We start from the raw sequence: 21,174 nt of genomic DNA, 5'->3' as shown, positions 1-21,174 counted from the left end.
CGGCGAACGGACGCGACAATGCTTCAGTAGTCGGCGGGCGTTCGTGCCGCGCGGCGCACCCGCTCGTTCTTCATGACGGGCGCCGGGGTGTGCCGCGATCGGGCGCCCGGTGAGCTGATCGCAGAAGCACAACCGATGGGCGAGGGGTACGCATGACTGACACCGGCCAGGTTCCGGGCGAGGGTTTCCCGGAGAACGCGGGCATGGTGGATCAGCAGGGCGGCATCCCCGCTGCCGACCAGCACACCCCCGTGCCCGGTGCCTACGCCTTCGTCGACCCCGCCGACAACGGCGCCGAGGACGACGACATCCTGCTGATGCCGAGCGCGCAGGGCGCCTGGAGCGACCCGCAGGTCGTGCCGCCGAACCCCTTCGTCCAGGAGACCGTCGAGACGGGCACCTTCGAGACCGGTGTGTTCGAGACCGGCACCTTCGACACGGGAGCCGTGGCCTACGAGGCGGGCGCGCACGAGGCCGCGGGCCGCGATTCCGGCCACGTCGACCTCGGGGGCGTGCGCGTCCCCCCGGCGGCCGCACCCGGCGCCCCGGCCGCCGGACGCCGTCCGCTGCACATGGGCCCGCCCGTGCCGGACGCCACCGGCGGTCTCGTACGCTCCCTCGCCGACCGGGGCCCCGCCGCGCCGGCCGAGGCTCCGGCGGCCGCCGTGCCGCCCGTCCCGCCCGTCGCCGTCCAGCCCACGCCCGTACCGGTGCGGCAGCCCGGCCCGCCCACCACGGGCCCCGAGTACCTCGACGTCCCGCGCACCGAGTCCGTGGTGCTGCCCGGCCCGCAGCTCGGCGAGATCCCGCCGCAGGCCGGCGCGCCCTGGGGCGACGGCGCCGCGCAGGTGGCGCCCGTGGCCGAGCCCGCGCAGGGCCCGGTGGCCGCGCCGCAGCCCGTGGCGGCCACCCCCGACGCATCCCCGGCCCCTGCAGAAACGGTCGTCCCGGTGGCCGCGGCCGCCGGGCCGGAGCAGCCGGCCGACTCCGCCGCACCCGCCGAGGCCCCGGTGGCCCCCGCGGCTCCGGAGCCGGTCCCGGCCGGGGCCGCTGCGGTCCCGGAGGCCGGCACCGAGGCCGCCGCGGAGGCACCGGCCGGTGCGCCGGTCGTCGCCGAGCCGGTTGCCGTGGGCGCCGCCGAGCCGGCCGCCGAGCCCGTCGCGGCGGAGCCGGTCGTCGTGCAGCCGGCCGTCGCGGCGCAGCCCGTGGCCGGGGCGGTCGCACCGCAGGCCGCCGAGCCCGTGGTCCCGGCAGCGCCGGTCGTCGTCGTGGAGCCCGCTGAGGCCGCCGTCGTGGCCGAGGCGGGAGGCGTCGAGGCCGCGCAGCCCGAGGCCGCGCAGCCCGAGCCCGCGCAGCCCGAGGCCGCGCCGGCGGAAGCCGTTCCCGCGGAGCCGGTGGCCGAGGTGCCCGCCGCGGCCGAGCCCGTCGTACCGCAGCCCGTGGCCGCCGAGCCGGTGGCCGTGCAGCCCGTGGCCGCCGAAGCCGTGCCGCAGCCCCTCGACGCTCCGGCGCCCGTCGCCCCCGCGGAGCCGGTGCTGGCCGACGTCCTGGTCTCCGGCGCCGTGCCGGCCGCCGTCCAGGTCCCGGCCGCCGGGCCCGTCGTACCGGTGGAACCCGCCGTACCGGCCGAGGCCGTCGTACCCGCGGAAGCCGTTCCCGCGGAGCCGGTCGCCGAGCAGCCCGTGGCCGCCGAGGCCGTGCCCCTGCCCCTGCCCGTCGCCGAGCCGGAGTTCGCCGAGCCCCTGGAGCCGGCCGAGGCCGCTCCCGCCGAGGCGGCCCCCACGGCCCCCGCCGCGGACGAGGACGCGGAGCAGCCCGCCACCGAGGCCGCCGCCGTGGAGCCTGCCACCGAGGCCGAGGCCGAGGCCGAGCCCGCGGACCGCCCCGCCCCGGCCCCCGGCTACGCCGACGCCGAGCGCGAGGCCGTCCTGCGCGTGATGCGCGAACGCCGCGACATCCGCAACGGCTTCCGCACCGACCCGATCCCGCACGAGGTGCTGCTGCGCGTCCTGGAGGCGGCCCACACCGCGCCCAGCGTCGGCCACTCCCAGCCCTGGGATTTCGTCGTGATCCGCTCCGCCGACACCCGGCGGACCATGCACGAGATGGCGACCCGGCAGCGCGAGGCCTACGCCAAGTCGCTGCCCAAGGGCCGGGCCAAGCAGTTCAAGGAAATGAAGATCGAGGCCATCCTCGACACCCCGGTCAACATCGTCGTCACGGCCGACCCGACCCGCGGCGGCCGCCACACCCTCGGCCGCCACACGCAGCCGCAGATGGCCCCGTACTCCTCCGCGCTCGCCGTGGAGAACCTCTGGCTCGCCGCCCGTGCCGAGGGCCTGGGCGTCGGCTGGGTCAGCTTCTTCGACGAGCGCGAGATGGTCCGCGCGCTGGGGCTCCCGGAGCACCTGGAGGTCGTCGCCTACCTCTGCGTCGGGTACGTCGACGAGTTCCCGGACGAGCCCGAGCTGATGCAGGCCGGCTGGTCCAAGCGCCGTCCGCTGTCCTGGGTCGTCCACGAGGAGACGTACGGGCGCCGCGCGCTGCCCGGCGAGGAGCCGCACGACCTGCTCTCCGAGACGGTCGGCAACATCCGGCCGCTGGACGCCAAGGCGCTCGGCGAGGCGTGGGAGCGCCAGAAGCGGATGACCAAGCCCGCGGGCGCCCTCGGCATGCTGGAGATCATCTCCGCGCAGCTGTCCGGACTGTCCCGGATGTGCCCGCCGCCGATCCCGGAGCCGGCCGCCGTCGCGATCTTCGCCGGTGACCACGGCGTGCACGCCCAGGGCGTCACCCCCTGGCCGCAGGAGGTGACCTCGCAGATGGTCGCCAACTTCCTGGGCGGCGGCGCGGTCTGCAACGCCTTCGCGAACCAGGTCGGCGCCGAGGTCTGCGTCGTGGACGTCGGCGTCGCCGGCGACCTCCCGGCCACCCCCGGCCTGCTGCCCCGCAAGGTCCGTCCCGGCACCGCCGACATGACCGCCGGCCCCGCGATGTCCCGCGAGGAGGCCGTCGCGGCCATCGAGGTCGGCATCGAGACCGCCCGCGACCTGGTCGCGGCGGGCAACAAGGCGCTGCTGACCGGTGAGATGGGCATCGCCAACACCACCGTGTCGGCCGCCCTGATCTCGGTCTTCACGGGCGTCGACCCCGCCGAGGTGACGGGCCGTGGCACGGGCATCAACGACGAGACGCACGCCCGCAAGGTCGACGTGGTCCGCCGCGCGCTCGAACTGCACCAGCCGGATCCGTCCGACCCGATCGGCGTCCTCTCCGCCATCGGCGGCCTGGAACACGCGGCGATGGTCGGCCTGGTGCTGGGCGGCGCGTCGCTGCGTACGCCGGTGATCCTGGACGGTGTCAGTGCCGGTGCCGCGGCGCTGGTGGCCCGTGCCATCGCCCCCGAGTCGCTGGCCGCGTGCATCGCCGGTCACCGCAGTGCCGAGCCGGGGCACGTGGCCGCCCTGAACAAGCTGGGTCTGCGTCCGCTGGTCGACCTGGACCTCCGCCTGGGCGAGGGCACGGGCGCCCTGCTGGCCCTCCCGCTGGTCCAGAGCGCGGCCCGCGCGATGCACGAGGTGGCCACCTTCGACTCGGCAGGCGTCACGGAAAAGTAGCCGCGCCGTCCCGACACGGGCCCGGCCCACTGCCGGCCGGCCCGCTGCAGGCCGGCCCCCGGCGCCGCCGACGCCCGACACCGGCCCACGTCCGGCGCCGCCGGGGTCGACACTGGCGCACGTCCGGTGCCGCCGGGCCCGGCACCGGCGCACCCCGGTGCCGGCCCGCCCGATGCCGGCTGCCCGGGTGCCGGGCCAGGCCGGCTCTTCCTGGCCCGGTGCCGGCCGGCCAGGCGTGATTCCGGCTGGGCCCGACCCTGGTCGGCCAGGTGCCGGCCTGCCAAGGGCCGGCCCGGCTTGGCGCCGGCCGGTCCGGTGCCGGCCCGAGCCCGGCGCCGCTGGGGTCCTGCCTCTGCCTCTGCCTCTGCCTCTGCCCCTGACCCTGGCCCGCACGCGGGTGCTCGCTCCCACACCCCGGCTCTGCGCCGGGGTGCCGGTCCGTGCTGGGTGCGGCGTCGTGCGGGGTGCGGGCCGTTGCCGCTGCGCGGAGCCGTTTCCCCACCCCGCCCCTTCCCGAACCGGGGCTCCGCCCCGGACCCCGCGCCTCAAACGCCGGCGAGGCTGGAGCGAAACCGGGGCTCCGCCCCGGACCCCGCGCCTCAAACGCCGGTGAGGCTGGAGCGAAACCGGTCCTCCGCCCCGGACCCCGCGCCTCAAACGCCGGTGAGGCTGGAGCGAAACCGGTGCTCCGCCTGGACCCCGCGCCTTAAACGCCGGTGAGGCTGGAGCGAAACCGGGGCTCCGCCCCGGACCCCGCGCCTTAAACGCCGGTGAGGCTGGAGCGAAACGGGGGCTCCGCCCGGACCCTGCGCCTCAAACGCCGGCGAGGCTGGATTTCGCTGCGCGAACCCAGCCCCCGCCGACACATCCCGCGTCCCAGGCATACCCAGCGCCACGGACATGCCCAGCGCCGCTGGCATACCCAGTGCCGCAGGCAAACCCAGCCCCTCCGGCGTTTGAGGAGCGGGGGTACGGGGGCGGAGCCCCCGAAACAGGTCCGGGCGAAGCCCGGGGAACGGAGGAAGGGCGGGTAGGGGACCAGCCCCGCAGGGCAACCACCCGCACTCCGCACTGACACGGCACCGCACCCTGTCGCGGGACGGGCACCGGCGAGGCATCGCACCCGGCATGGGCACAGACCGCACCCGGCACTGGAGAGGTACGGGACACGCGCTCGGCACAGGACCCACACCCGGCACGGGATCGGCACGGAACCCGCACCCGGCACGGGACCCGCGCCCGGCACGGGATCGGCACCCGGCACGGGATCGGCACGGAACCCGCACTCGGCACGGGATCGGCACGGGACCCGCACCCGGCAGGACACGCACTCGGCACGGGATCGGCACGGGACCCGCACCCGGCAGGACACGCACTCGGCACGGGACCGGCACGGGACCCGCACCCGGCACGGGACCCGCACCCGGCACGGGACCCGCACCCGGCACGGGACAGGCACCCGGCACGGGACCCGTACCCGACCCGCCACCCGGCACGGAGGCCCGCCCGCACGCGCCGTATCGTGGACCCCGCACCACCGGCAAACCCGCACGTCACCGACACGCCGCTCCAGCGCAGCAGCGGCGAAACAGGCCCACCGCCACTCAGGAGCGCACCGTCATGGCCGAAACCCCCGCCTACCCCGTAGGGCTGCGCCTCACCGGCCGCCGCGTCGTCGTCATCGGCGGCGGCCAGGTCGCCCAGCGCCGGCTGCCCGCGCTGGTCGCGGCCGGCGCGGACGTCGTGCTGATCTCCCCGTCCGCCACCCCCTCCGTGGACGTGATGGCGGAGACCGGCGAGATCCGCTGGGAGCGCCGCCGGTACGAGGAGGGCGACCTGGCCGGCGCCTGGTACGCGCTCATCGCGACCCGCGACCGCGAGGCCAACGACCGCGCCTCCGCCGAGGCCGAGCGCGAGCGGATCTGGTGCGTCCGCAGCGACGACGCCGAGGCGGCCACCGCCTGGACCCCCGCCACCGGCCGCACCGAGGGCGTCACCGTCGCGGTGCTCACCGGCAACGACCCCCGCCGTTCCGCCGCCGTGCGCGACGCCATCGTCGAGGGCCTGCGCGACGGCTCGCTGGCGGCCCCGGCCCACCGCGGGCCGGCCCGGAACCCGGGCGTGGCGCTGGTCGGCGGCGGCCCCGGCGACCCGGACCTCATCACCGTCCGCGGCCGCCGGCTGCTCGCCGAGGCCGACGTCGTCATCGCCGACCGCCTCGGCCCCCGCGACCTGCTGGACGAACTGCCGCCGCACGTCCAGGTGATCGACGCCGCCAAGATCCCCTACGGGCGCTTCATGGCGCAGGAGGCCATCAACAACGCCCTCATCGAGCACGCCAAGGCCGGCAAGACCGTGGTGCGGCTCAAGGGCGGGGACCCGTACGTCTTCGGCCGCGGCATGGAGGAGGCGCAGGCGCTGGCCGAGGCCGGCATCCCCTGCACGGTGGTGCCCGGCATCTCCAGCTCCATCTCGGTGCCGTCCGCGGCCGGCATCCCGGTCACGCACCGGGGCGTGGCCCACGAGTTCACCGTGGTCAGCGGCCACGTGGCGCCCGAGGACCCGCGCTCGCTGGTCGACTGGGCCTCCCTGGCCCGCCTCACCGGCACCCTCGTGATCCTGATGGGCGTCGACAAGATCGGCGCGATCGCCGCCGCGCTCGTCGCCCACGGGAAGTCCCCGGAGACCCCGGTCGCCGTCGTCCAGGAGGGCACCACGGCCGCCCAGCGCCGTGTCGACGCCACCCTGGCCACGGTCGGCGAGACCGTGGTGGCCCGGGAGGTCCGGCCGCCCGCCGTCATCGTGATCGGCGACGTGGTCAACGTCGGCATCCCGCCGATCGCGGCCGCGCCGGTCACCGACTGATCCGGCCGCACCGAGTAACCGCGGGTAACAGATCTCGTACCCGGCCGTTGGCACCACACCCAGGACAAGGCAGTATCACCCTGTGGCTGATCTCATCACCGTCGAGGACCCCGACGACCCGCGCCTGCGCGACTACACGGGCCTGACCGACGTCGAACTGCGGCGCAAGCGAGAGCCCGCCGAGGGCCTGTTCATCGCCGAGGGCGAGAAGGTCATCAGACGGGCCAAGAGCGCCGGGTACGAGATGCGGTCGATGCTGCTCTCGGCCAAGTGGGTGGACGTCATGCGCGACGTCATCGACGAGCTCCCGGCCCCGGTGTACGCGGTCAGCCCCGAGCTCGCCGAGCGGGTCACCGGCTACCACGTCCACCGGGGGGCGCTGGCGTCCATGCAGCGCAAGCCGCTGCCCACCGCCGACGAGCTGCTGGCCACCGCCCGCCGGGTGGTGATCATGGAGTCGGTGAACGACCACACCAACATCGGCGCGATCTTCCGCAGCGCGGCCGCCCTCGGCATGGACGCGGTGCTGCTCTCCCCGGACTGTGCGGACCCGCTCTACCGACGGTCCGTCAAGGTCTCGATGGGCGCGGTCTTCTCGGTGCCGTACGCCCGCCTGGAGTCCTGGCCGAAGGGACTGGAGACGGTGCGGGAGGCCGGGTTCAAGCTGCTCGCGCTCACCCCGCACGAGAAGGCCTCCGCCATCGACGAGGCGGCCCCGCACACCCTGGACCGGGTGGCGCTGATGCTGGGTGCCGAAGGTGACGGCCTGTCCACCCAGGCGCTGGTCGCGGCCGACGAGTGGGTCCGCATCCCGATGGCCCACGGCGTGGACTCCCTGAACGTGGGCGCGGCGGCCGCCGTGGCCTTCTACGCGGTGGCGACGGGCCGCCCGACCGGCTGACGCCGGTGCGGCGGGACACCTCCCGACCGGCTGACGCCGGTGCGGCGGGACACCTCCCGACCGGCTGACGCCGGTGCGGTGGGACACCTCCCGATCAGCTGACGCCGGTGCGGCGTGGACACCCCTTTCCGGGGCCGTCCACGCCGCACCCGCCCACCCCCTCAGAAGGACACGGCGCCCGACCGCACCTGCGCGAAGGCGTTCATCGCCCGGATGCCGGCGGGCGGCTCGCCGGAATCCGAGTAGGAGACCGCCGCGCCCAGGCCCTCCGCCAGCGCCTTGAACTTCTCCAGCGTCACCCGGTCGTTCGACAGCTCCTCGGCGGGGCTGGCCGCCGCCACGTCCCGCAGGACCCGGATGTGCCGGTCGATCCGCCGCCCGGCGGCCATGCGGTCGTTCGCGTACAGGTCGTCGAGCGCGCGGTACGTGACCTCGCTGGTCCGCAGGCCCACCGCGTGCACGACCACGGTCTCCTCGGCCAGGGCGCCCCCCTCCGCCAGCGCGATCCCGCGGCTCCGGCTCTCCCGGGCGAGCGTGTCGGCGTACTGCACGGTCGCCGTGCCCAGCCCGTCCCCGGCCCGCCACCCCTCGGGCACCTGGACCTCCAGCACCACCCAGTACGTCTCGCCGTACGCCAGGTCGGGCGCGAAGATCCGGATCCCCTTCTCGTCGGTGATCAGGTCCGGCAGCACCTCGGTGCCGTACACCTCGCGCGCCGTCCGGGCTGCCTCCGCCGCGTCCTCGAACACCCGGGCCCGCTCCCGCGGGTCGGTCACCAGGTCGTGCCCGTAGAGGTGCCACGGCACGACCCCGGCGTCGAGGTCGATGCGGAGCTGGATGTCGACGGCGGCGAGGTGGTCCCGCCGCTCCAGGTCGTCCAGCAGCCCGGTGGCGACCTGCTCGGGGCGGGCGACGAAGGTCGCGCTGCCGCCGGCGGTGCCGGCCAGCGCGGAGAGCTCCGTCATCCGGGCGTTCGCGCCGAACCCGAAGCAGGAGAGGGTCAGGTCGCCGCGCAGCCTCGCGGCCACGTTCCGGCGGATCACCGTCCAGTTGCGCTCGCCGGAGTTCGGGTCGCCGTCCGAGAGCAGGTACAGCCGGTTGACGGTACGGGCGGGGCTCGCCCGGCGGCCGGTCTCCGCGATCCCGTACTGCACGCCGAGGTTGATGTCCGTGCCGCCGTCGGCCGTCATGCCGGTCACCAGCTCGGCGAACCGCTCGGGCGGCAGATCCGCCTTGCGGGTGCCGGGGAGGAGGGTGGCCACCTCGGTGGCGAAGGTGACGATGCCCAGCGAGTCGGCGGGGCGGAGCCGCTGGTACACCTCGTGGAGGGCGGCCTTCACCATGTCGAGCTTGGCCCCCACCATGGAGCCGCTGACGTCGACCGCGAAGACGAGGTTGACCGGGAGCGGTTCGCCGGCGGGCGCCCCCTCCGCCGCGCCCGCCCCCGCCTTGAGGGCGATCTCGACGAAGTGGGTGGTGGCCGCGCGGGCCCTGGACCCGGCGGGCACGGCGGCGATCCCGTGGTTCACGGCGACGGCCTCGCCCGGGGGCGGCCCGGGCACCTGGTCGGCGCGGGGCGCGACGAAGTCGTCGAACCGGATCTGGTCCTGCCCGACCATCACCCCGTTCTCGATGAGTTCGGGCACCCCGAGCCCGGCCCGCGTGCCGTAGGCGGTGCTCCGGCGGATGAACAGCCCGTCGCGGGGGAGCGGTGCCCCGGGATCCCGGCCGGGCTCACTCCGGGCGGGCGGTACGGACGGCCGGTTGCCGGCGTCGCTGTAACGGGGGCGGACGGAGCGCGTGGAGACGGTGTCCCGCTCGCCGACGCCGGGAAACGCGTCGTCGTAGTACGCAGCGTCCCCGCCCACGGAAACGGTCCCCAGGAATTCGCGGGCGGCTGCCTGGGCCTGCGGCGGCACGGCGGCCGCACGGTCCAGCTGCTCCCCCTCCCGCTCGCGCAGGAGAGCGGTCTGCTGCCGCAGCCGCTCGACCTCCGCCTCCAGATCCCGCAGCCGCTCCGCGCTCACCGCCCGCCCCACCGGGGCCTGCCACTCGGCCTCCGTCCGGACCGCCGGCCCCTCGGTGCGCTCGGTCCCCTCCCGCTCCTCCCGCATCGGTTCCGCCTCGCCCATCTCCCCGGCCGACGACCCTTCCCCCTTGGCCCGCACCCCCCGTCCCGGCTCCGCCGGAACCCGCACCCGACCCGCCGAGTGGACGACCGCCCCCCGCTCCAGCCACCGCCAGAGCGGGCTCTCGCGGCGCGCCGGCCGTCCCTCCGCCGCGGCCGCCCCGGCCGCTCCGTCCGCGAAGGCATCCGCGTGGATCACCACGGTCACGCCCGGATCCCGGTGGAAGCGGCCCAGCTCCCGGTCGACGAACTCCCCGTAGGTCGCCCGGTCGTGGACGACGTCGATCCCGTACGCCCCCAGGAACGCCGCGTACCGCGCGCATGCCCGCTCGCGCCCCGCCCGCTCCCCGGCCGGCAGCCCGGCACGGCCGAACGGATCGGCGACCAGCATCACCACCCGGCCGCCGGACCAGTCGTCCCGGGCGGCCCAGGACATCTCGGCGCCCTCGCGGCACAGCCGCAGCGAGGCCCCCAGCGCGAGCAGCCCCTCCACCAGCTCCGGGCCCCCGCCGAGCAGGTACTCCCGCAGCGTCCGGCCCTCCAGCACCGGCCGGACCAGCACTCCGGCCCGCGGTTGGCGGTCCAGTAACAGGTCCACCAGTTCCGGCGCCCGGACCGTCCTCCCCAGCAGCCGCAGCCCCTTCCGCCGTGCCTGCCAGCGGGTCTCGGACTCCACGGCGGCGAAGGACGCCAGGTCTTCCCCGCCCGCCGTCCGCGGCACGTAGAACACGGTCGGGGCCCCCGGCCCGGCCTCCCAGAAGTCGTCCGTCATGCGCTCTTCCTCCGCCATCGGTGTGTCAGCGCCCCGCCGGCCGGCCCTGCCGGACCGGCAGCGGGAAGCGGTCGTCCAGTTCGGTGTTGGTGCGGACGCCGACCCGGAACATCCCCTCGGCCCGCAGCCGGCGCAGCCACACGTCCAGACCCGCGTCCCGTCCCTCCGCGGCCGTGGCCAGCGCCTGCGCCCGGCCGAGGTCCGCGGGGTCCTGGCCGACCAGCAGGATCCGGATCTTGAGGGCGGTGGCGTGCGGGTTGCCCGGCTCCAGCTTCAGGGCCTCGTCCACGTACCCCAGGGCCGTCGCCGCATTGCCGCCGGCCAGCGCGATCCGGGCCTTCCAGTACCAGAACTCCTCGGACTCCCGGTCCGTGCCCGAGCCCTCCAGCGCGCGCTCGGCCGCCGCGGGCTCGCCCTGGGAGACCAGCCGCGCCACCCGCGCCAGGGTCCGCTCCTCCGGGTCGGCCCCGGCGGCGGGTCCGGGGCGCGGCGCCACGAACCGTCCCACCACGACCACCGCCGCCAGCAGGAAGAGCAGCAGCAGGCCCACCATGACCATGAACTTCGTCGCACCCCTGCCGTCCGCGAGCGTGGCGAAGATGCCCAGGATCGCGATGGCGAAGGTGAGGGTGATCACGGCCCCGAACAGGACGGTCGCCTGCAAGGCCGTCAGTGTCCGGAACAGCCGCTGCCGGATCAGGTTCTGGATGAAGTTGCGGTAGATCAGGAACAGTCCGCCGAGGGCGACGCCCCCGATACCGGCGATGGCGCCGAGCAACTGGAAGTCCAACATGCCACGGACTGTATGACCTTGGGCCATGACGACGCAGGGATACGGCGGGAGATCCCCGGATCGGGCCGCCCGGCCCACAGTCCCCGCCCGGCGCCCACCGCTCCGCGCGGGCCGTCTAGAAGTGCTGCGCCGCCGCGATGCCGAGCGCCACGATCAGCGTGACCACCACGAACACGATGAGCCGCTGCCGCAGCAGCCGCCGGTCGGGTCCGGCCGGCCGCCGCCCGCCCGTGGTGCTCCGCGGCGCCGGCCGGCCGCCGGTCCGCGATCCGGTACGGGGACCCGTGCGGCCGGTGTCCCGGCCGGTGTCCCGGCCCGCACCCGGCCGTGCCTGCTCGGCGCCGCGCGCGGGGTTCCGGGTGCCGCTGGTGGCGCCGCCCTGGGGGCGCGGAGCGGGCGTGCCCGCGGTACGGCGCTCCGTGCGCTGGCGTGCGTACTGCTCCGCCAGCCGCCCGCTGGGCCGCTCCGGGTCCGTCCGCGGGGCCGGCGTGCGCGCCTCGGGCAGCCCCTGGGCCTCGCGGGCCGCGATCTCCTTGAGCCGCATCGACAGCTGGAGGGTGGTGGGCCGCTCCTCGGGGTCCTTCGCCAGGCAGGCCCGCACCAGCGGCGCGAGCGAGTCGGGTACGCCGTACAGCTGCGGCTCCTCGTGCACCACCCGGTAGAGCATCACCTCGGAGCTGCCGTGCCCGAAGGGGGAGTCGGCCGTCGCCGCGTACGCGAGGGTCGCCCCCAGCGAGAACACGTCGGTGGCCGGCGTCACGGCCGCCCCGCGCACCTGCTCGGGCGCGAGGAAGCCGGGCGAGCCGACCGCCGTGCCCACGTGGGTGAGGGTGCTCGCGCCGGTGGCCCAGGCGATGCCGAAGTCGATGATCCGGGGGCCCTTGGGGGAGAGCAGGATGTTCGAAGGCTTCAGGTCGCGGTGCACCACGCCGGCCTCGTGGACCGCCACCAGGCCCTCGGAGAGCGCCGCGCCGATGGCCGCGATCTGCGCCGCGGACAGCGGGCCGCCCTCGTTGACCTTGTCGTGCAGGGAGGGTCCGGGGACGTACTGGGTCGCGAACCAGGGGCGCTCGGCCTCCAGGTCGGCGGCCACCAGGCGGGCGGTGCAGCCGCCCCGGATGCGGCGGGCGGCGGAGACCTCGCGGGCGAAGCGGGAGCGGAACTCCTGGTCCTCGGCGAGATCCGGCCGGATCACCTTCAGGGCGACGCGCTGGCCGCGCCGGTCGGACCCCAGGTAGACCACGCCCATGCCGCCGGCACCGAGCCGCCGGTGCAGCCTGAACGAGCCGACGACACGCGGGTCCTCGCGCCGGAGCCGCATCATCGCCATGTCCACCCCGCTGCCCGGTCGTCCTGTTGACGAGCCACAGCTTACGGACGATCCGCCATGTGTGCTCAGAGGCCGCGCCCTCGTCCGGGGATTCGATTGTCAGTACGGCGAGGGACACTTGAGGGTTGGTCAGATCCCTGTGCTCGAACACCGGTTCGCCTGGGCCGTGCGATCAAAATCCGCCGCGGCAAAGGGGATTGGGCCCCGCGGCGGTCCCGGCTGCGCGTTCCGGGGCGCACCGGCGCGACGGCGTGCGTGCGGACCGGCGCCCGCCCGGGCGAGCCGACGGGCCGGGCGGCGGGACGCCCGCCACTGGGGCGGAAGTGACCGAAGTCACGCGGTCGCGGGGTGTAACCGGCCGCAAGCCGGGATCCCCTCCGGGAGGACCCCGACTCCGGGAGGACCGTCTCCACCCAGGGGAGTACGCGAGGGGGACCCCCGTCATCCTCCCGGAGGCCCGGGAATGGGTACGGAGGCATGAGGACTCGGGACGCCCGCGCTCCTAGTGTTGAGGACAAGCGGCGGGTGGAGCACTCGTCCCCCGAGGTCAGACACCCGCCGCTGCCAGACCAGGGAGAGAGGACCGAGGAGCGGGACATGGCGATCATCCGCACGCAGGGACGCAAGCCGTCCGGGACGCGCCACCCGCTGGTGGCCGCGGCCATGGTCCTCCCCCTCGCCGCCCTCCTGGTCGTCGTCTTCGGCGGCTGGGAATCGGTGGTGACACAGGCGTCGTCCGTGGGCGCGTTGCTGGGGCGCTGAGCGGCGCCCCGGGTCCGGGAGAGCGGCCCGGACCGGGACATCGCCCATCAACCCCGTGGGGACGGGGGTGCGGCGGACGGCTGTAGAGGGTGTCGGCGGTGACGGCTGGGGAGCCGTCGCCGCCGGCACCCTTTTCCACGTCCCGGCCCCGGGACGTCCTCCGCCCGGTGGGCGTTGGCCGCGGCACCGGGCCGGGACGCGCGTACGGGGCGCGGGAACCCGTACGATCCGAGGCGACCGGGACCGTACGACTGGGGGAATCCGTGAACGCGCGCTTCGCGGCGGAGCTGGCCGCGCTCGTCGGCGGGGACGCCCCGCGGGGCCGGCCCGGCGTGCCCCGCCAGCACACCCTCCTCGCGGACCGGCCCGACGGCACCGTGGTCCGCACCGGCGGCGTCGTCGTCAAGGCCCACGCGCCCGGCACCGACCAGGCCGCCCTCGCGGTACGGGTCCGCCTGGCCGCCGCCCCCGCCCTCACCGGGATCCTGCTGCCCCCGCTGCCCGCCTTCGCCCGGGACGGTGAGCCCGCCCTGACCACCGTGCTGCGGGGCCGCGCCGTCTCCGCCTGGCCGCACGGCACCCCGGTGGACCCCGCCGCCCCCGAGGCCGCCCCTTGGGAGGACGCGGCCCGGCTGCTGGCGCGGCTGCACACGCTCCCGGCCGCCGCCCTGCCCGAGCGGCTGCCCCCGATGCGCGGCCCCGCGAAGGTGGCCCGCGCCCTGTCCCGCATGGCCGCCGTGGGCCCGCACCCCGACTCCGCCGTCGTCCTCGCCGCCGTCGCCCGGCTGCCCGCCTGGGCCCGCGGCGAGGTGCCCGCGCCCCCCTCCGCCACGGTCTGCCACGGCGACCTGCACCTGGGCCAGCTGGTCCGGCACCCGGGCCCCGACGGCCCCTGGCTGCTCATCGACGTGGACGACCTCGGGCTCGGCCACCCCGGCTGGGACCTGGCCCGCCCCGCCGCCTGGTACGCCGCCGGTCTCCTCGACCCGGACGTGTGGACACGGTTCCTCGGCGCCTACCAGGACGCCGGGGGCCCCGCCGCCGGCCCCCGGGGTGCCGATCCCTGGCCCGAACTCGACGTCCCCGCCCGGGCGCTGACGGTCCAGACCGCGGCCCTGGCCATCGCCAAGTCGGTCGCGGAGCGGCGCGGACTGGACGAGGTGGAGCGGATGATGGCCGACAGTTGTTCCCGAATCGCCACACTCCCACCGGACTTGGAGTCCGTCCTTCCGTCGTAGGGTGAGCGTCACGTCACCGGGCAGCATTCCGGGGACGACGTCCGACGGCGAGGAGTTGAGCCGATCATGCAGTGCCCGAAGTGTCACGCGATGATGCACACGTACAACCGCAGCGGGGTCCAGATCGAGCAGTGCAGCGGGTGCCGGGGCATATTCCTGGACTACGGCGAGCTGGAGGCCCTGACCCGCCTGGAGTCCCAGTACGGCCAGGTCCCGCCGCCGCCCGCGCCCCCCGCCTACCCGGCCGGCCAGGCGCCCGCCTGGGGTGCCCCGCAGCACCACGGACACGGCCACGGACACCACCACCGCGGCGGCTTCGGCCGGATGCTGTTCTCCTCCTGACCCGAGGGCGCCGACGCCACTGCGGTCCCGGCCCGCCGTACGGGCGGCCGGAGACCGCAGGCGTCCGCGACCGCGACCGCACACGGCGGAAAGCCCCGGCCGATCAGATCGGCCGGGGCTTCCGGGTGGTGCGCGATACTGGGATTGAACCAGTGACCTCTTCCGTGTCAGGGAAGCGCTCTCCCGCTGAGCTAATCGCGCGGGAAGATCCTTGCGGATCCGTTGACCATCGTCCGGAGACCGCAGGTCGGGCGTGCTGCGTGCGCGATACTGGGATTGAACCAGTGACCTCTTCCGTGTCAGGGAAGCGCTCTCCCGCTGAGCTAATCGCGCGGGATGATCCTTGCGGATCAAGTGGACGATACTGGGATTGAACCAGTGACCTCTTCCGTGTCAGGGAAGCGCTCTCCCGCTGAGCTAATCGTCCTTGGAGGTGGAGACGGGATTTGAACCCGTGTAGACGGCTTTGCAGGCCGTTGCCTCGCCTCTCGGCCACTCCACCACGGAGCTGCAGGGGTTCTCGGGAAGATCCCCCACTTCGAGCGGACGACGAGATTCGAACTCGCGACCCTCACCTTGGCAAGGTGATGCTCTACCAACTGAGCCACGTCCGCAGGTCGCCGGTGTTGCTTCCGGGGTTTTTTCCTTCGCTCCCCGGCGACGTGTTGAACTCTAGCGGATTCCCGGGCCAGCTCAAAAACGCGTTTCCGCAGCGTGCTGCGGGCGTTCACCGAAGCCCACCCGCACGGCCAGCTCAGCGGGGGTCCGACCCGTCACTCACCGACGTCCCCACCCCACACTCACCGACGCCCCCACCCCACCCGTCCTAGACTCACAGCCGTGCAGCACCTGCCTCCCATGGCCCGCTTCGGCGGCCTCATCGCGACCGACCTCCGTGACGTCACAGGCGACCCCTCAGCGCTGGACTCGGCCGGCTTCTGGGCCGTGTCGGCGGACTTCGAAGGCCGCCTCGTGTGCGCGCGCTTCGGGGACATACGCCCCGACCCCGTCCCCGCACCCGTCCCGGGGGCCTGGCGGGGACCACAGCCCGCGTCCTGGACCTCCTCCCTGGACCGCGAGGCCTACGTGGCCGGCGTACGGGCCATCCGCGCCCACATCGCGCGCGGCGAGGTCTACCAGGCCAACCTCTGCCGCGTGATGTCCGCGCCGCTCCCGGACGCCGACGGCGCAGACGTGGACGCCCTCACCGCACTGCTGGCCCGCGGCAACCCGGCCCCCTACGCAGGAACGATTCGGCTCCCCGCGCACGGCGTGGAGATCGCCACCGCCTCGCCCGAGCTCTTCCTGCGCCGCACCGGCCGCACCGTGGAGTCCGGACCGATCAAGGGCACCGGCCGCACCGCCGACGACCTCCTCCCCAAGGACCACGCCGAGAACGTGATGATCGTGGACCTGGTCCGCAACGACCTCGGCCGCGTCTGCGCCACCGGTTCCGTGACCGTCCCCGAGCTGTGCGCCGTCGAGGAGCACCCGGGACTGGTCCACCTGGTCTCCACCGTCCGCGGCGAGCTGGCCGACGGCGCGGGCTGGCCCGAGCTGCTGGCGGCCACCTTCCCGCCCGGCTCCGTCACCGGCGCCCCCAAGTCCTCCGCCCTGCGGATCATCGAGGCCCTGGAGACCGCCCCGCGCGGCCCGTACTGCGGAGGCATCGGCTGGGTCGACGCCGACCGCGGCACCGGCGAGCTGGCCGTCGGCATCCGGACCTTCTGGATCGACCGGGAGGCCCCCGGCGGCCCCCGGCTCCGCTTCGGCACCGGCGCCGGCATCACCTGGGGCTCCGACCCCGAGCGTGAGTGGGCCGAGACCGAACTGAAGGCCGCCCGGCTGCTCGCGGTAGCGTCGGGTACGTACCAGGCGAGTGAAGGGACCGTACGGTGAGGATCTGGCTCGACGGGCAGCTGCGGGACGCCGAGAACGCCCGGGTTTCCGTCTTCGACCACGGGCTGACCGTGGGGGACGGCGTCTTCGAGACGCTCAAGGCCGTGGACGGGGAGGCCTTCGCGCTGACCCGCCACCTGGACCGGCTGACCCGCAGCGCGCGCGGCCTCGGCCTGCCCGACCCGGACCTCGACGAGGTGCGCCGCGCCTGCGCCGCCGTCCTCGGGGCCAACCCGATGCCGCTCGGCCGCCTGCGCATCACCTACACCGGCGGGCTGTCGCCGCTCGGCTCCGACCGCGGCGAGACCGGCCCCACGCTGGTCGTGGCCGTCGGCGAGACCATCCGGCGCCCCGACACCACCGCCGTGATCACCGTCCCGTGGGTGCGTAACGAGCGCAGCGCCCTCGCGGGCCTGAAGACCACCTCGTACGCGGAGAACGTCGTCGCCCTGGCCAAGGCCAACGAGGCGGGCGCCTCCGAGGCGCTCTTCGCCAACACCGTGGGGCAGCTGTGCGAGGGCACCGGCTCCAACGTGTTCGTGGTCCTGGACGGCGAGCTGCACACCCCGCCCGTCCCCTCGGGCTGCCTCGCCGGGATCACCCGCGCCCTGGCGGTCGAGTGGACCGGGGCGCACGAGACCGACCTGCCCTTCGACGTGCTGGAGCGCGCCGACGAGATCTTCCTGACCTCGACGCTGCGCGACGTGCAGGGCGTCCACCGGGTCGACGGCCGCGAGCTGGCCGCCGCCCCCGGCCCCGTCACGGCGAAGGCCATGCGCATCTTCGACGAGCGCGCGGCCCAGGACGCCGACCCCGCGTAGCGGAGGCGGCGCAGTCGCGGGGCGCGGGCGACGCACCGGTGACGGGCGGGCCCGCGGGCGGGTACAACAGGCGTGATGACCACGACCCTGCGGCCGGCCGGGCCGCTCCAGAGCACCGCGGAAGGGGCGCGCTCGCGCCCGTACGAGGTCCGCGTCAACAGCCGCGTCGTCGGGAAGGTGGAGCTGGCCGCCGATCCGGCCGCCGGCCCCGCCGTCGGCCTGATTCGCGGGCTGTGGATCGACCGCCCGGACCGGCGGCGCGGCCGCGGCACGGTCGCGGCGCTCGCCGCCGAGGAGGTGCTGCGCGGCTGGGGCTGCCGGCGGATCGACGTCGCCGTTCCCGGGGACGCCGCCGATGCGCGCCGGATGGCCGGCGCCCTCGGCTACACCGAGACCGGCCGCCACATGGTCAAACGCGTCTCCGCCCGGCCGCCGGCGCTGCCCGCGGGCGACACGGGCCGGCCGATGACGGCCGGGGAGTTCGAGGCCTGGCTGGGCCCGGCCGTCGAGGGCTACGCGGCCGTGTGGCGGGAGCGCGGCCTGGCGCCCGCAGCGGCGCTCGCCCGGTCGCGGGAGGCCCACGACGAGCAGCTGCCGCGGGGTCTCGACACCCCCGGCACGTCCTTCTCGGTCCTGGAGAGCGGGGGCGTGCCCGTCGGCCAGGTGTGGGTGAGCTGCGGCGTCGCCGGCCTGCCGGGGGACCCCGGCGCGTACGTCTTCGACGTGGCGGTGGCCGGGGAGCACCGCGGGCGCGGCCACGGGCGTTCGCTGATGCTGCTCGCCGAGCGGGCCGCCCTGGCCGGCCGGGCCCGGCTGATCGGCCTGCACGTCCTGGTGTCGAACACGCCGGCCCGGCGGCTCTACGAGTCCCTCGGGTACCAGGTCGTCCAGCACAACTTCACGAAGCCGCTGATCTGACCCGGCGGGGGAGCGGCCCGACCGCGGCTGCCGGGCATCCCGGCAGCCGGGGGCGTCCTACCGGGCGGCCAGCAGGCGGTCGGCGATCTCCTCGATGCGCTCGCGGAGGCCCTCCTGGCTCTTGCCGCCGTCCAGGCGCTCGCCGTCGATCACGTAGGTCGGGGTGCCGGTGACGCCGATCGCCTTGCCCTCCGCCTGGTCGGCGTCCACGATCAGGATGTGCCGGCCGTCGATCAGGGCGGTGTCGAACTCCTCGGCGTCCAGGCCGAGTTCCTTCGCGGTCTGGACGAGGAAGGCCTCGCCCCGGCGCTCCAGCTCCTCGGTGCGGGCGAGCACGGCCTCCGCGTACGGCCAGCCCCGGCCCTGCTCCACGGCCTCCTCGACGGCCTGGGCCGCGGCGAAGGCGTGCTTGTGCTTCGCCAGGGGGAAGTGCCGCAGCCGGATGTCCATCCGGTCGCCGTACCGGGCCCGCAGGGCGCGCACGTCGTCCAGGGCGGTGCGGCAGTCGGTGCACTGGAGTTCGCACCAGACCTCGAGGACGACGGGACCGGGGGCGCCGGAAGGCTGGGAATCGCTCATGGGGTCAGTCTCCCAGACCCTCCCTGAGGAGGAGACCGACCCCGAGACGCCCCGGAGATCTCCCCGAGATGTGCCGCCACGGGCCCCGATCCGTGGCCCGCGCGCACCCGCCCGGTGCAGGATGGAAGGGGCGGAAACGCCCGCCCACGCGCCACACCCACAGCTGGAGGGACCGCATGCTTGCCGAGACCATATGTTCCGCGGTGTCCGCGGCGGGCCTGGGCATCGCCGCGCTCACCGCCTACCGCAAGCGGTACCTGGCGGCCACGCGCATCGCGGCCTACTCGCTGGTGCCCGTGGCGCTGGTGATGACCGGCCTCGTGGAGTGGGTCACCGGCATCGTCTTCAATCCCGGCGTCTGGATCGGCTTCGGACTCCTCGCCCTGGCCTGGGTGCTGCTCGCCACCACCCGCGCCGTGGAGCGCCGCGGCACCGGCACCCGCAAGGAACGCAAGGCGGCCTCCGGCACGGCCCCGGCAGCCGTCGCGCCCGCGCCGGCACCGACCACCACCCGCCCGCAACGGAAGCCCGCCTCCCCGGCTGCCACTCCGGCGGACGACTTCTCCGACATCGAAGCGATCCTGAAGAAGCACGGGATCTGACGATCACAGGTGGTCGCGAGTGTGTGCAGGTCGGGCGCATCTCGATCAAGAAACGCGGGATCCGGCGAACTGCCGCGTGGTCCTGGCGTGTTGAGGGTGTGGCGCGAGGGGGCTGCGTCATCATTCGCCCCGAGATGCTGGACACATCGCGGGGCGAGCCCGCCACCACCGTTCCCACGGAGGAACAGCGCGGCTGCCTCTTCGCGCTCTCCCAGCCACCCTTGATGATCTTCCTGGCGGTGATCGGCACCCTGTTGCTGCTCGCCGCCACGCACGACCTCTTCCTCCTCTAGGGCCGGGGAGGGGCCGGAGCGGGGGCTACTCGGCGGCTTCCTTGCGCCGGGCGCGGTACGCGGCCACGTGCAGGCGGTTGCCGCAGGTGCGGGAGTCGCAGTAGCGGCGCGACCGGTTGCGGGACAGGTCCACGAAGGCCCGGCGGCAGTCGGGCGCCTCGCACCGGCGCAGCCGCTCCCGCTCGCCCGAGACCACGATGAAGGCCAGCGCCATCCCGCAGTCGGCGGCGATGTGGTCGCCGACGGAGGCGCCGGGGGCGAAGTAGTGCACGTGCCAGTCGTAGCCGTCGTGGTCGGTCAGCCGGGGCGTCGTGCCGGCCGCCGCCACCAGCTCGTTGATCACACCGGCCGCCAGGCGGTCGGTGCCGGCCGCGAAGATCTGCCCGAACAGTCCGCGTACCGTCCGCACCCCTGCGAGGTCGCGGGCGCCGAGCACCCCGACGTCGCTGATCTCGTGCTCCCGTACGAACTCGCGCAGCGCCCCGAGATCGGCCAGCCCGTCGGGCCCGCCCGGATCGGGCGCGGTGTTCACCAGATCGACGACGACGTCGAGTGCGCGACGCGTGTCGTGGGGGATCTGCATGGGGTTCTCGCTCCCTGGGGCCGCCTGCGAGCCGGTGCCCGCCGATGTCGCCGAACAATAGCGTCCCCTGGAAAAAGCGCACCGGCGCCGTCCGCGCGGGTGGCTTCCGCGGGAACAGCGCCGGCACTGCCGTATGTGGTTGTCCGGCCCACACCGTCGCCCCGAGTCGGACGGTGTCGGGCGGCTCTCGCCCTGGCTCAGCTTTCCGCCAGGATGTGGGAGAGCTCCTGGTCGAGGTCGAAGTGGCGATGCTCGGTGCCGGGTGGCACCGCCGCGTCGGTCCGCTTCAGGAACGACTCCAGGGCCCTCGCGGGGGCTTCGAGCAGGGCTTCTCCCTCCGGTGAGCTCAGGGCGATGCAGACGACGCCCTGACCGTGGCTCCGGGACGGCCAGACGCGGACGTCTCCGGTACCGGTGGGCCGGTGGAGGCCCTCCGCGAGGAGGTCGCGGGCGAAGACCCACTCGACCGTCTCCTCGGCGCCGGTGTGGAAGGTGGCGTGCACGGCGTAGGGGTCGGCCGTGTCATACCGCAGGCCCGCGGGTACAGGCAGTGAGGACTCGCTCGACACAACGAGGCGCAGGTGCAGCTCGCAGCTGACCGTGGTGTTCATAAGCGCCAGGGCCTTTCGCTCAGTGTGCGCTCGGGGATTCGCACGTCGGCGAAATCGACATGCCACCTACGGTGCCGTTGTAAACCCCTCTGACCGTTTTGCGGGCGTTCAGGTACCTCG

General features: G+C 75.1%; 17 protein-coding genes and 5 tRNA genes. 11 read left to right on the top strand and 11 right to left on the bottom strand.

The window, feature by feature from the left end:
• The first annotated feature begins 152 nt into the window (after positions 1-152).
• The 3 genes from cobT to ACIQUQ_RS22980 all read left to right on the top strand — a co-directional run bounded on the left by cobT (position 153) and on the right by ACIQUQ_RS22980 (position 7,383).
• Positions 153-3,617 carry a nicotinate-nucleotide--dimethylbenzimidazole phosphoribosyltransferase gene (gene cobT, locus ACIQUQ_RS22990; protein ID WP_403978765.1) on the top strand — a complete coding sequence of 1,155 codons (3,465 nt, stop codon included), beginning with the start codon at positions 153-155 and terminating at the stop codon, positions 3,615-3,617.
• A gap of 1,620 nt (positions 3,618-5,237) precedes the next feature.
• Positions 5,238-6,482 (top strand): uroporphyrinogen-III C-methyltransferase, encoded by a 1,245-nt coding sequence (gene cobA, locus ACIQUQ_RS22985; RefSeq protein ID WP_403978762.1) that lies wholly within the window; start codon positions 5,238-5,240, stop codon positions 6,480-6,482.
• 82 nt (positions 6,483-6,564) lie between these two features.
• Positions 6,565-7,383: a TrmH family RNA methyltransferase gene (locus ACIQUQ_RS22980; protein ID WP_403665879.1), complete on the top strand. Its 819-nt coding sequence runs from the start codon at positions 6,565-6,567 to the stop codon at positions 7,381-7,383.
• 161 nt (positions 7,384-7,544) lie between these two features.
• Here ACIQUQ_RS22980 and ACIQUQ_RS22975 read toward each other — a convergent pair whose 3' ends face one another.
• The 3 genes from ACIQUQ_RS22975 to ACIQUQ_RS22965 all read right to left on the bottom strand — a co-directional run bounded on the left by ACIQUQ_RS22975 (position 7,545) and on the right by ACIQUQ_RS22965 (position 12,412).
• Positions 7,545-10,283: a VWA domain-containing protein gene (locus ACIQUQ_RS22975; protein WP_403978759.1), complete on the bottom strand. Its 2,739-nt coding sequence runs from the start codon at positions 10,281-10,283 to the stop codon at positions 7,545-7,547.
• Between the two features lie 25 nt (positions 10,284-10,308).
• Positions 10,309-11,076: a hypothetical protein gene (locus ACIQUQ_RS22970; RefSeq protein WP_403978756.1), complete on the bottom strand. Its 768-nt coding sequence runs from the start codon at positions 11,074-11,076 to the stop codon at positions 10,309-10,311.
• 115 nt (positions 11,077-11,191) lie between these two features.
• Positions 11,192-12,412, bottom strand: a complete 1,221-nt coding sequence (locus ACIQUQ_RS22965) for a protein kinase (protein WP_403978753.1) — start codon at positions 12,410-12,412, stop codon at positions 11,192-11,194.
• Between the two features lie 591 nt (positions 12,413-13,003).
• Here ACIQUQ_RS22965 and ACIQUQ_RS22960 point away from each other — a divergent pair.
• The 3 genes from ACIQUQ_RS22960 (at position 13,004) to ACIQUQ_RS22950 (ending at position 14,748) form a co-directional block, all read left to right on the top strand.
• The gene (locus ACIQUQ_RS22960) at positions 13,004-13,168 is read left to right on the top strand and encodes a hypothetical protein (protein WP_399947615.1); all 165 of its coding nucleotides are present in this window, start codon (positions 13,004-13,006) and stop codon (positions 13,166-13,168) included.
• A 263-nt stretch (positions 13,169-13,431) separates the two neighbouring features.
• The gene (locus ACIQUQ_RS22955; RefSeq protein WP_403978750.1) at positions 13,432-14,406 is read left to right on the top strand and encodes a phosphotransferase family protein; all 975 of its coding nucleotides are present in this window, start codon (positions 13,432-13,434) and stop codon (positions 14,404-14,406) included.
• Between the two features lie 66 nt (positions 14,407-14,472).
• On the top strand, positions 14,473-14,748 hold the full coding sequence (locus ACIQUQ_RS22950; protein ID WP_399947611.1) for a zf-TFIIB domain-containing protein: 276 nt from the start codon (positions 14,473-14,475) through the stop codon (positions 14,746-14,748).
• Between the two features lie 126 nt (positions 14,749-14,874).
• Here the strand turns inward: ACIQUQ_RS22950 and ACIQUQ_RS22945 are convergent.
• The 5 genes from ACIQUQ_RS22945 to ACIQUQ_RS22925 form a co-directional block, all read right to left on the bottom strand.
• Positions 14,875-14,949, bottom strand: a tRNA-Val gene (locus tag ACIQUQ_RS22945).
• A 60-nt stretch (positions 14,950-15,009) separates the two neighbouring features.
• Positions 15,010-15,081: transfer RNA gene (locus ACIQUQ_RS22940), tRNA-Val, on the bottom strand.
• 22 nt (positions 15,082-15,103) lie between these two features.
• Positions 15,104-15,175, bottom strand: a tRNA-Val gene (locus tag ACIQUQ_RS22935).
• Position 15,176: 1 nt separating this feature from the next.
• Positions 15,177-15,250: transfer RNA gene (locus ACIQUQ_RS22930), tRNA-Cys, on the bottom strand.
• Positions 15,251-15,289: 39 nt separating this feature from the next.
• A tRNA-Gly gene (locus ACIQUQ_RS22925) sits at positions 15,290-15,362 on the bottom strand.
• A 226-nt stretch (positions 15,363-15,588) separates the two neighbouring features.
• Here ACIQUQ_RS22925 and ACIQUQ_RS22920 point away from each other — a divergent pair.
• From ACIQUQ_RS22920 to ACIQUQ_RS22910, 3 genes are all read left to right on the top strand, one after another.
• Complete coding sequence (locus ACIQUQ_RS22920; protein ID WP_403978747.1) at positions 15,589-16,647, top strand: chorismate-binding protein; 1,059 nt, start codon at positions 15,589-15,591, stop codon at positions 16,645-16,647.
• Entirely contained in the window at positions 16,644-17,468 is an 825-nt protein-coding gene (locus ACIQUQ_RS22915; protein WP_403978744.1) for an aminotransferase class IV, read from the top strand. Before ACIQUQ_RS22920 ends, ACIQUQ_RS22915 begins: the two co-directional genes overlap by 4 nt.
• A gap of 75 nt (positions 17,469-17,543) precedes the next feature.
• Positions 17,544-18,386, top strand: coding sequence for a GNAT family N-acetyltransferase (locus ACIQUQ_RS22910; protein ID WP_403978742.1), 843 nt, complete (start codon positions 17,544-17,546; stop codon positions 18,384-18,386).
• A gap of 57 nt (positions 18,387-18,443) precedes the next feature.
• Here ACIQUQ_RS22910 and ACIQUQ_RS22905 read toward each other — a convergent pair whose 3' ends face one another.
• Positions 18,444-18,965 carry a DsbA family protein gene (locus ACIQUQ_RS22905; RefSeq protein ID WP_403978739.1) on the bottom strand — a complete coding sequence of 174 codons (522 nt, stop codon included), beginning with the start codon at positions 18,963-18,965 and terminating at the stop codon, positions 18,444-18,446.
• Between the two features lie 176 nt (positions 18,966-19,141).
• Between ACIQUQ_RS22905 and ACIQUQ_RS22900 the strand changes: the two genes are divergently transcribed.
• Positions 19,142-19,567, top strand: a complete 426-nt coding sequence (locus ACIQUQ_RS22900; RefSeq protein WP_403978736.1) for a hypothetical protein — start codon at positions 19,142-19,144, stop codon at positions 19,565-19,567.
• A gap of 134 nt (positions 19,568-19,701) precedes the next feature.
• Positions 19,702-19,860, top strand: a complete 159-nt coding sequence (locus ACIQUQ_RS22895) for a hypothetical protein (RefSeq protein ID WP_399947600.1) — start codon at positions 19,702-19,704, stop codon at positions 19,858-19,860.
• Between the two features lie 25 nt (positions 19,861-19,885).
• Here the strand turns inward: ACIQUQ_RS22895 and ACIQUQ_RS22890 are convergent, their stop codons facing one another.
• Positions 19,886-20,443, bottom strand: a complete 558-nt coding sequence (locus tag ACIQUQ_RS22890; RefSeq protein WP_403978733.1) for a CGNR zinc finger domain-containing protein — start codon at positions 20,441-20,443, stop codon at positions 19,886-19,888.
• Positions 20,444-20,640: 197 nt separating this feature from the next.
• Positions 20,641-21,054 carry an SsgA family sporulation/cell division regulator gene (locus tag ACIQUQ_RS22885; RefSeq protein ID WP_004002642.1) on the bottom strand — a complete coding sequence of 138 codons (414 nt, stop codon included), beginning with the start codon at positions 21,052-21,054 and terminating at the stop codon, positions 20,641-20,643.
• Between the last annotated feature and the right edge of the window lie 120 nt (positions 21,055-21,174).

The sequence above is a fragment of the Streptomyces sp. NPDC101118 genome (assembly GCF_044759445.1).
GTDB lineage: Bacteria > Actinomycetota > Actinomycetes > Streptomycetales > Streptomycetaceae > Streptomyces.
The sequence above is the reverse complement of the archived record's forward strand: the minus strand, read 5'-3'. Positions and strand labels throughout refer to the sequence as shown.

Coding starts and splice junctions, on each gene's coding strand:
- cobT (WP_403978765.1), top strand. CDS start 153: ATGACTGACACCGGCCAGGTTCCGGGCGAGGGTTTCCCGGAGAACGCG.
- cobA (WP_403978762.1), top strand. CDS start 5,238: ATGGCCGAAACCCCCGCCTACCCCGTAGGGCTGCGCCTCACCGGCCGC.
- ACIQUQ_RS22975 (WP_403978759.1), bottom strand. CDS start 10,283: ATGACGGACGACTTCTGGGAGGCCGGGCCGGGGGCCCCGACCGTGTTC.
- ACIQUQ_RS22970 (WP_403978756.1), bottom strand. CDS start 11,076: ATGTTGGACTTCCAGTTGCTCGGCGCCATCGCCGGTATCGGGGGCGTC.
- ACIQUQ_RS22960 (WP_399947615.1), top strand. CDS start 13,004: ATGGCGATCATCCGCACGCAGGGACGCAAGCCGTCCGGGACGCGCCAC.
- ACIQUQ_RS22950 (WP_399947611.1), top strand. CDS start 14,473: ATGCAGTGCCCGAAGTGTCACGCGATGATGCACACGTACAACCGCAGC.
- ACIQUQ_RS22910 (WP_403978742.1), top strand. CDS start 17,544: ATGACCACGACCCTGCGGCCGGCCGGGCCGCTCCAGAGCACCGCGGAA.
- ACIQUQ_RS22905 (WP_403978739.1), bottom strand. CDS start 18,965: ATGAGCGATTCCCAGCCTTCCGGCGCCCCCGGTCCCGTCGTCCTCGAG.
- ACIQUQ_RS22900 (WP_403978736.1), top strand. CDS start 19,142: ATGCTTGCCGAGACCATATGTTCCGCGGTGTCCGCGGCGGGCCTGGGC.
- ACIQUQ_RS22895 (WP_399947600.1), top strand. CDS start 19,702: ATGCTGGACACATCGCGGGGCGAGCCCGCCACCACCGTTCCCACGGAG.
- ACIQUQ_RS22890 (WP_403978733.1), bottom strand. CDS start 20,443: ATGCAGATCCCCCACGACACGCGTCGCGCACTCGACGTCGTCGTCGAT.
- ACIQUQ_RS22885 (WP_004002642.1), bottom strand. CDS start 21,054: ATGAACACCACGGTCAGCTGCGAGCTGCACCTGCGCCTCGTTGTGTCG.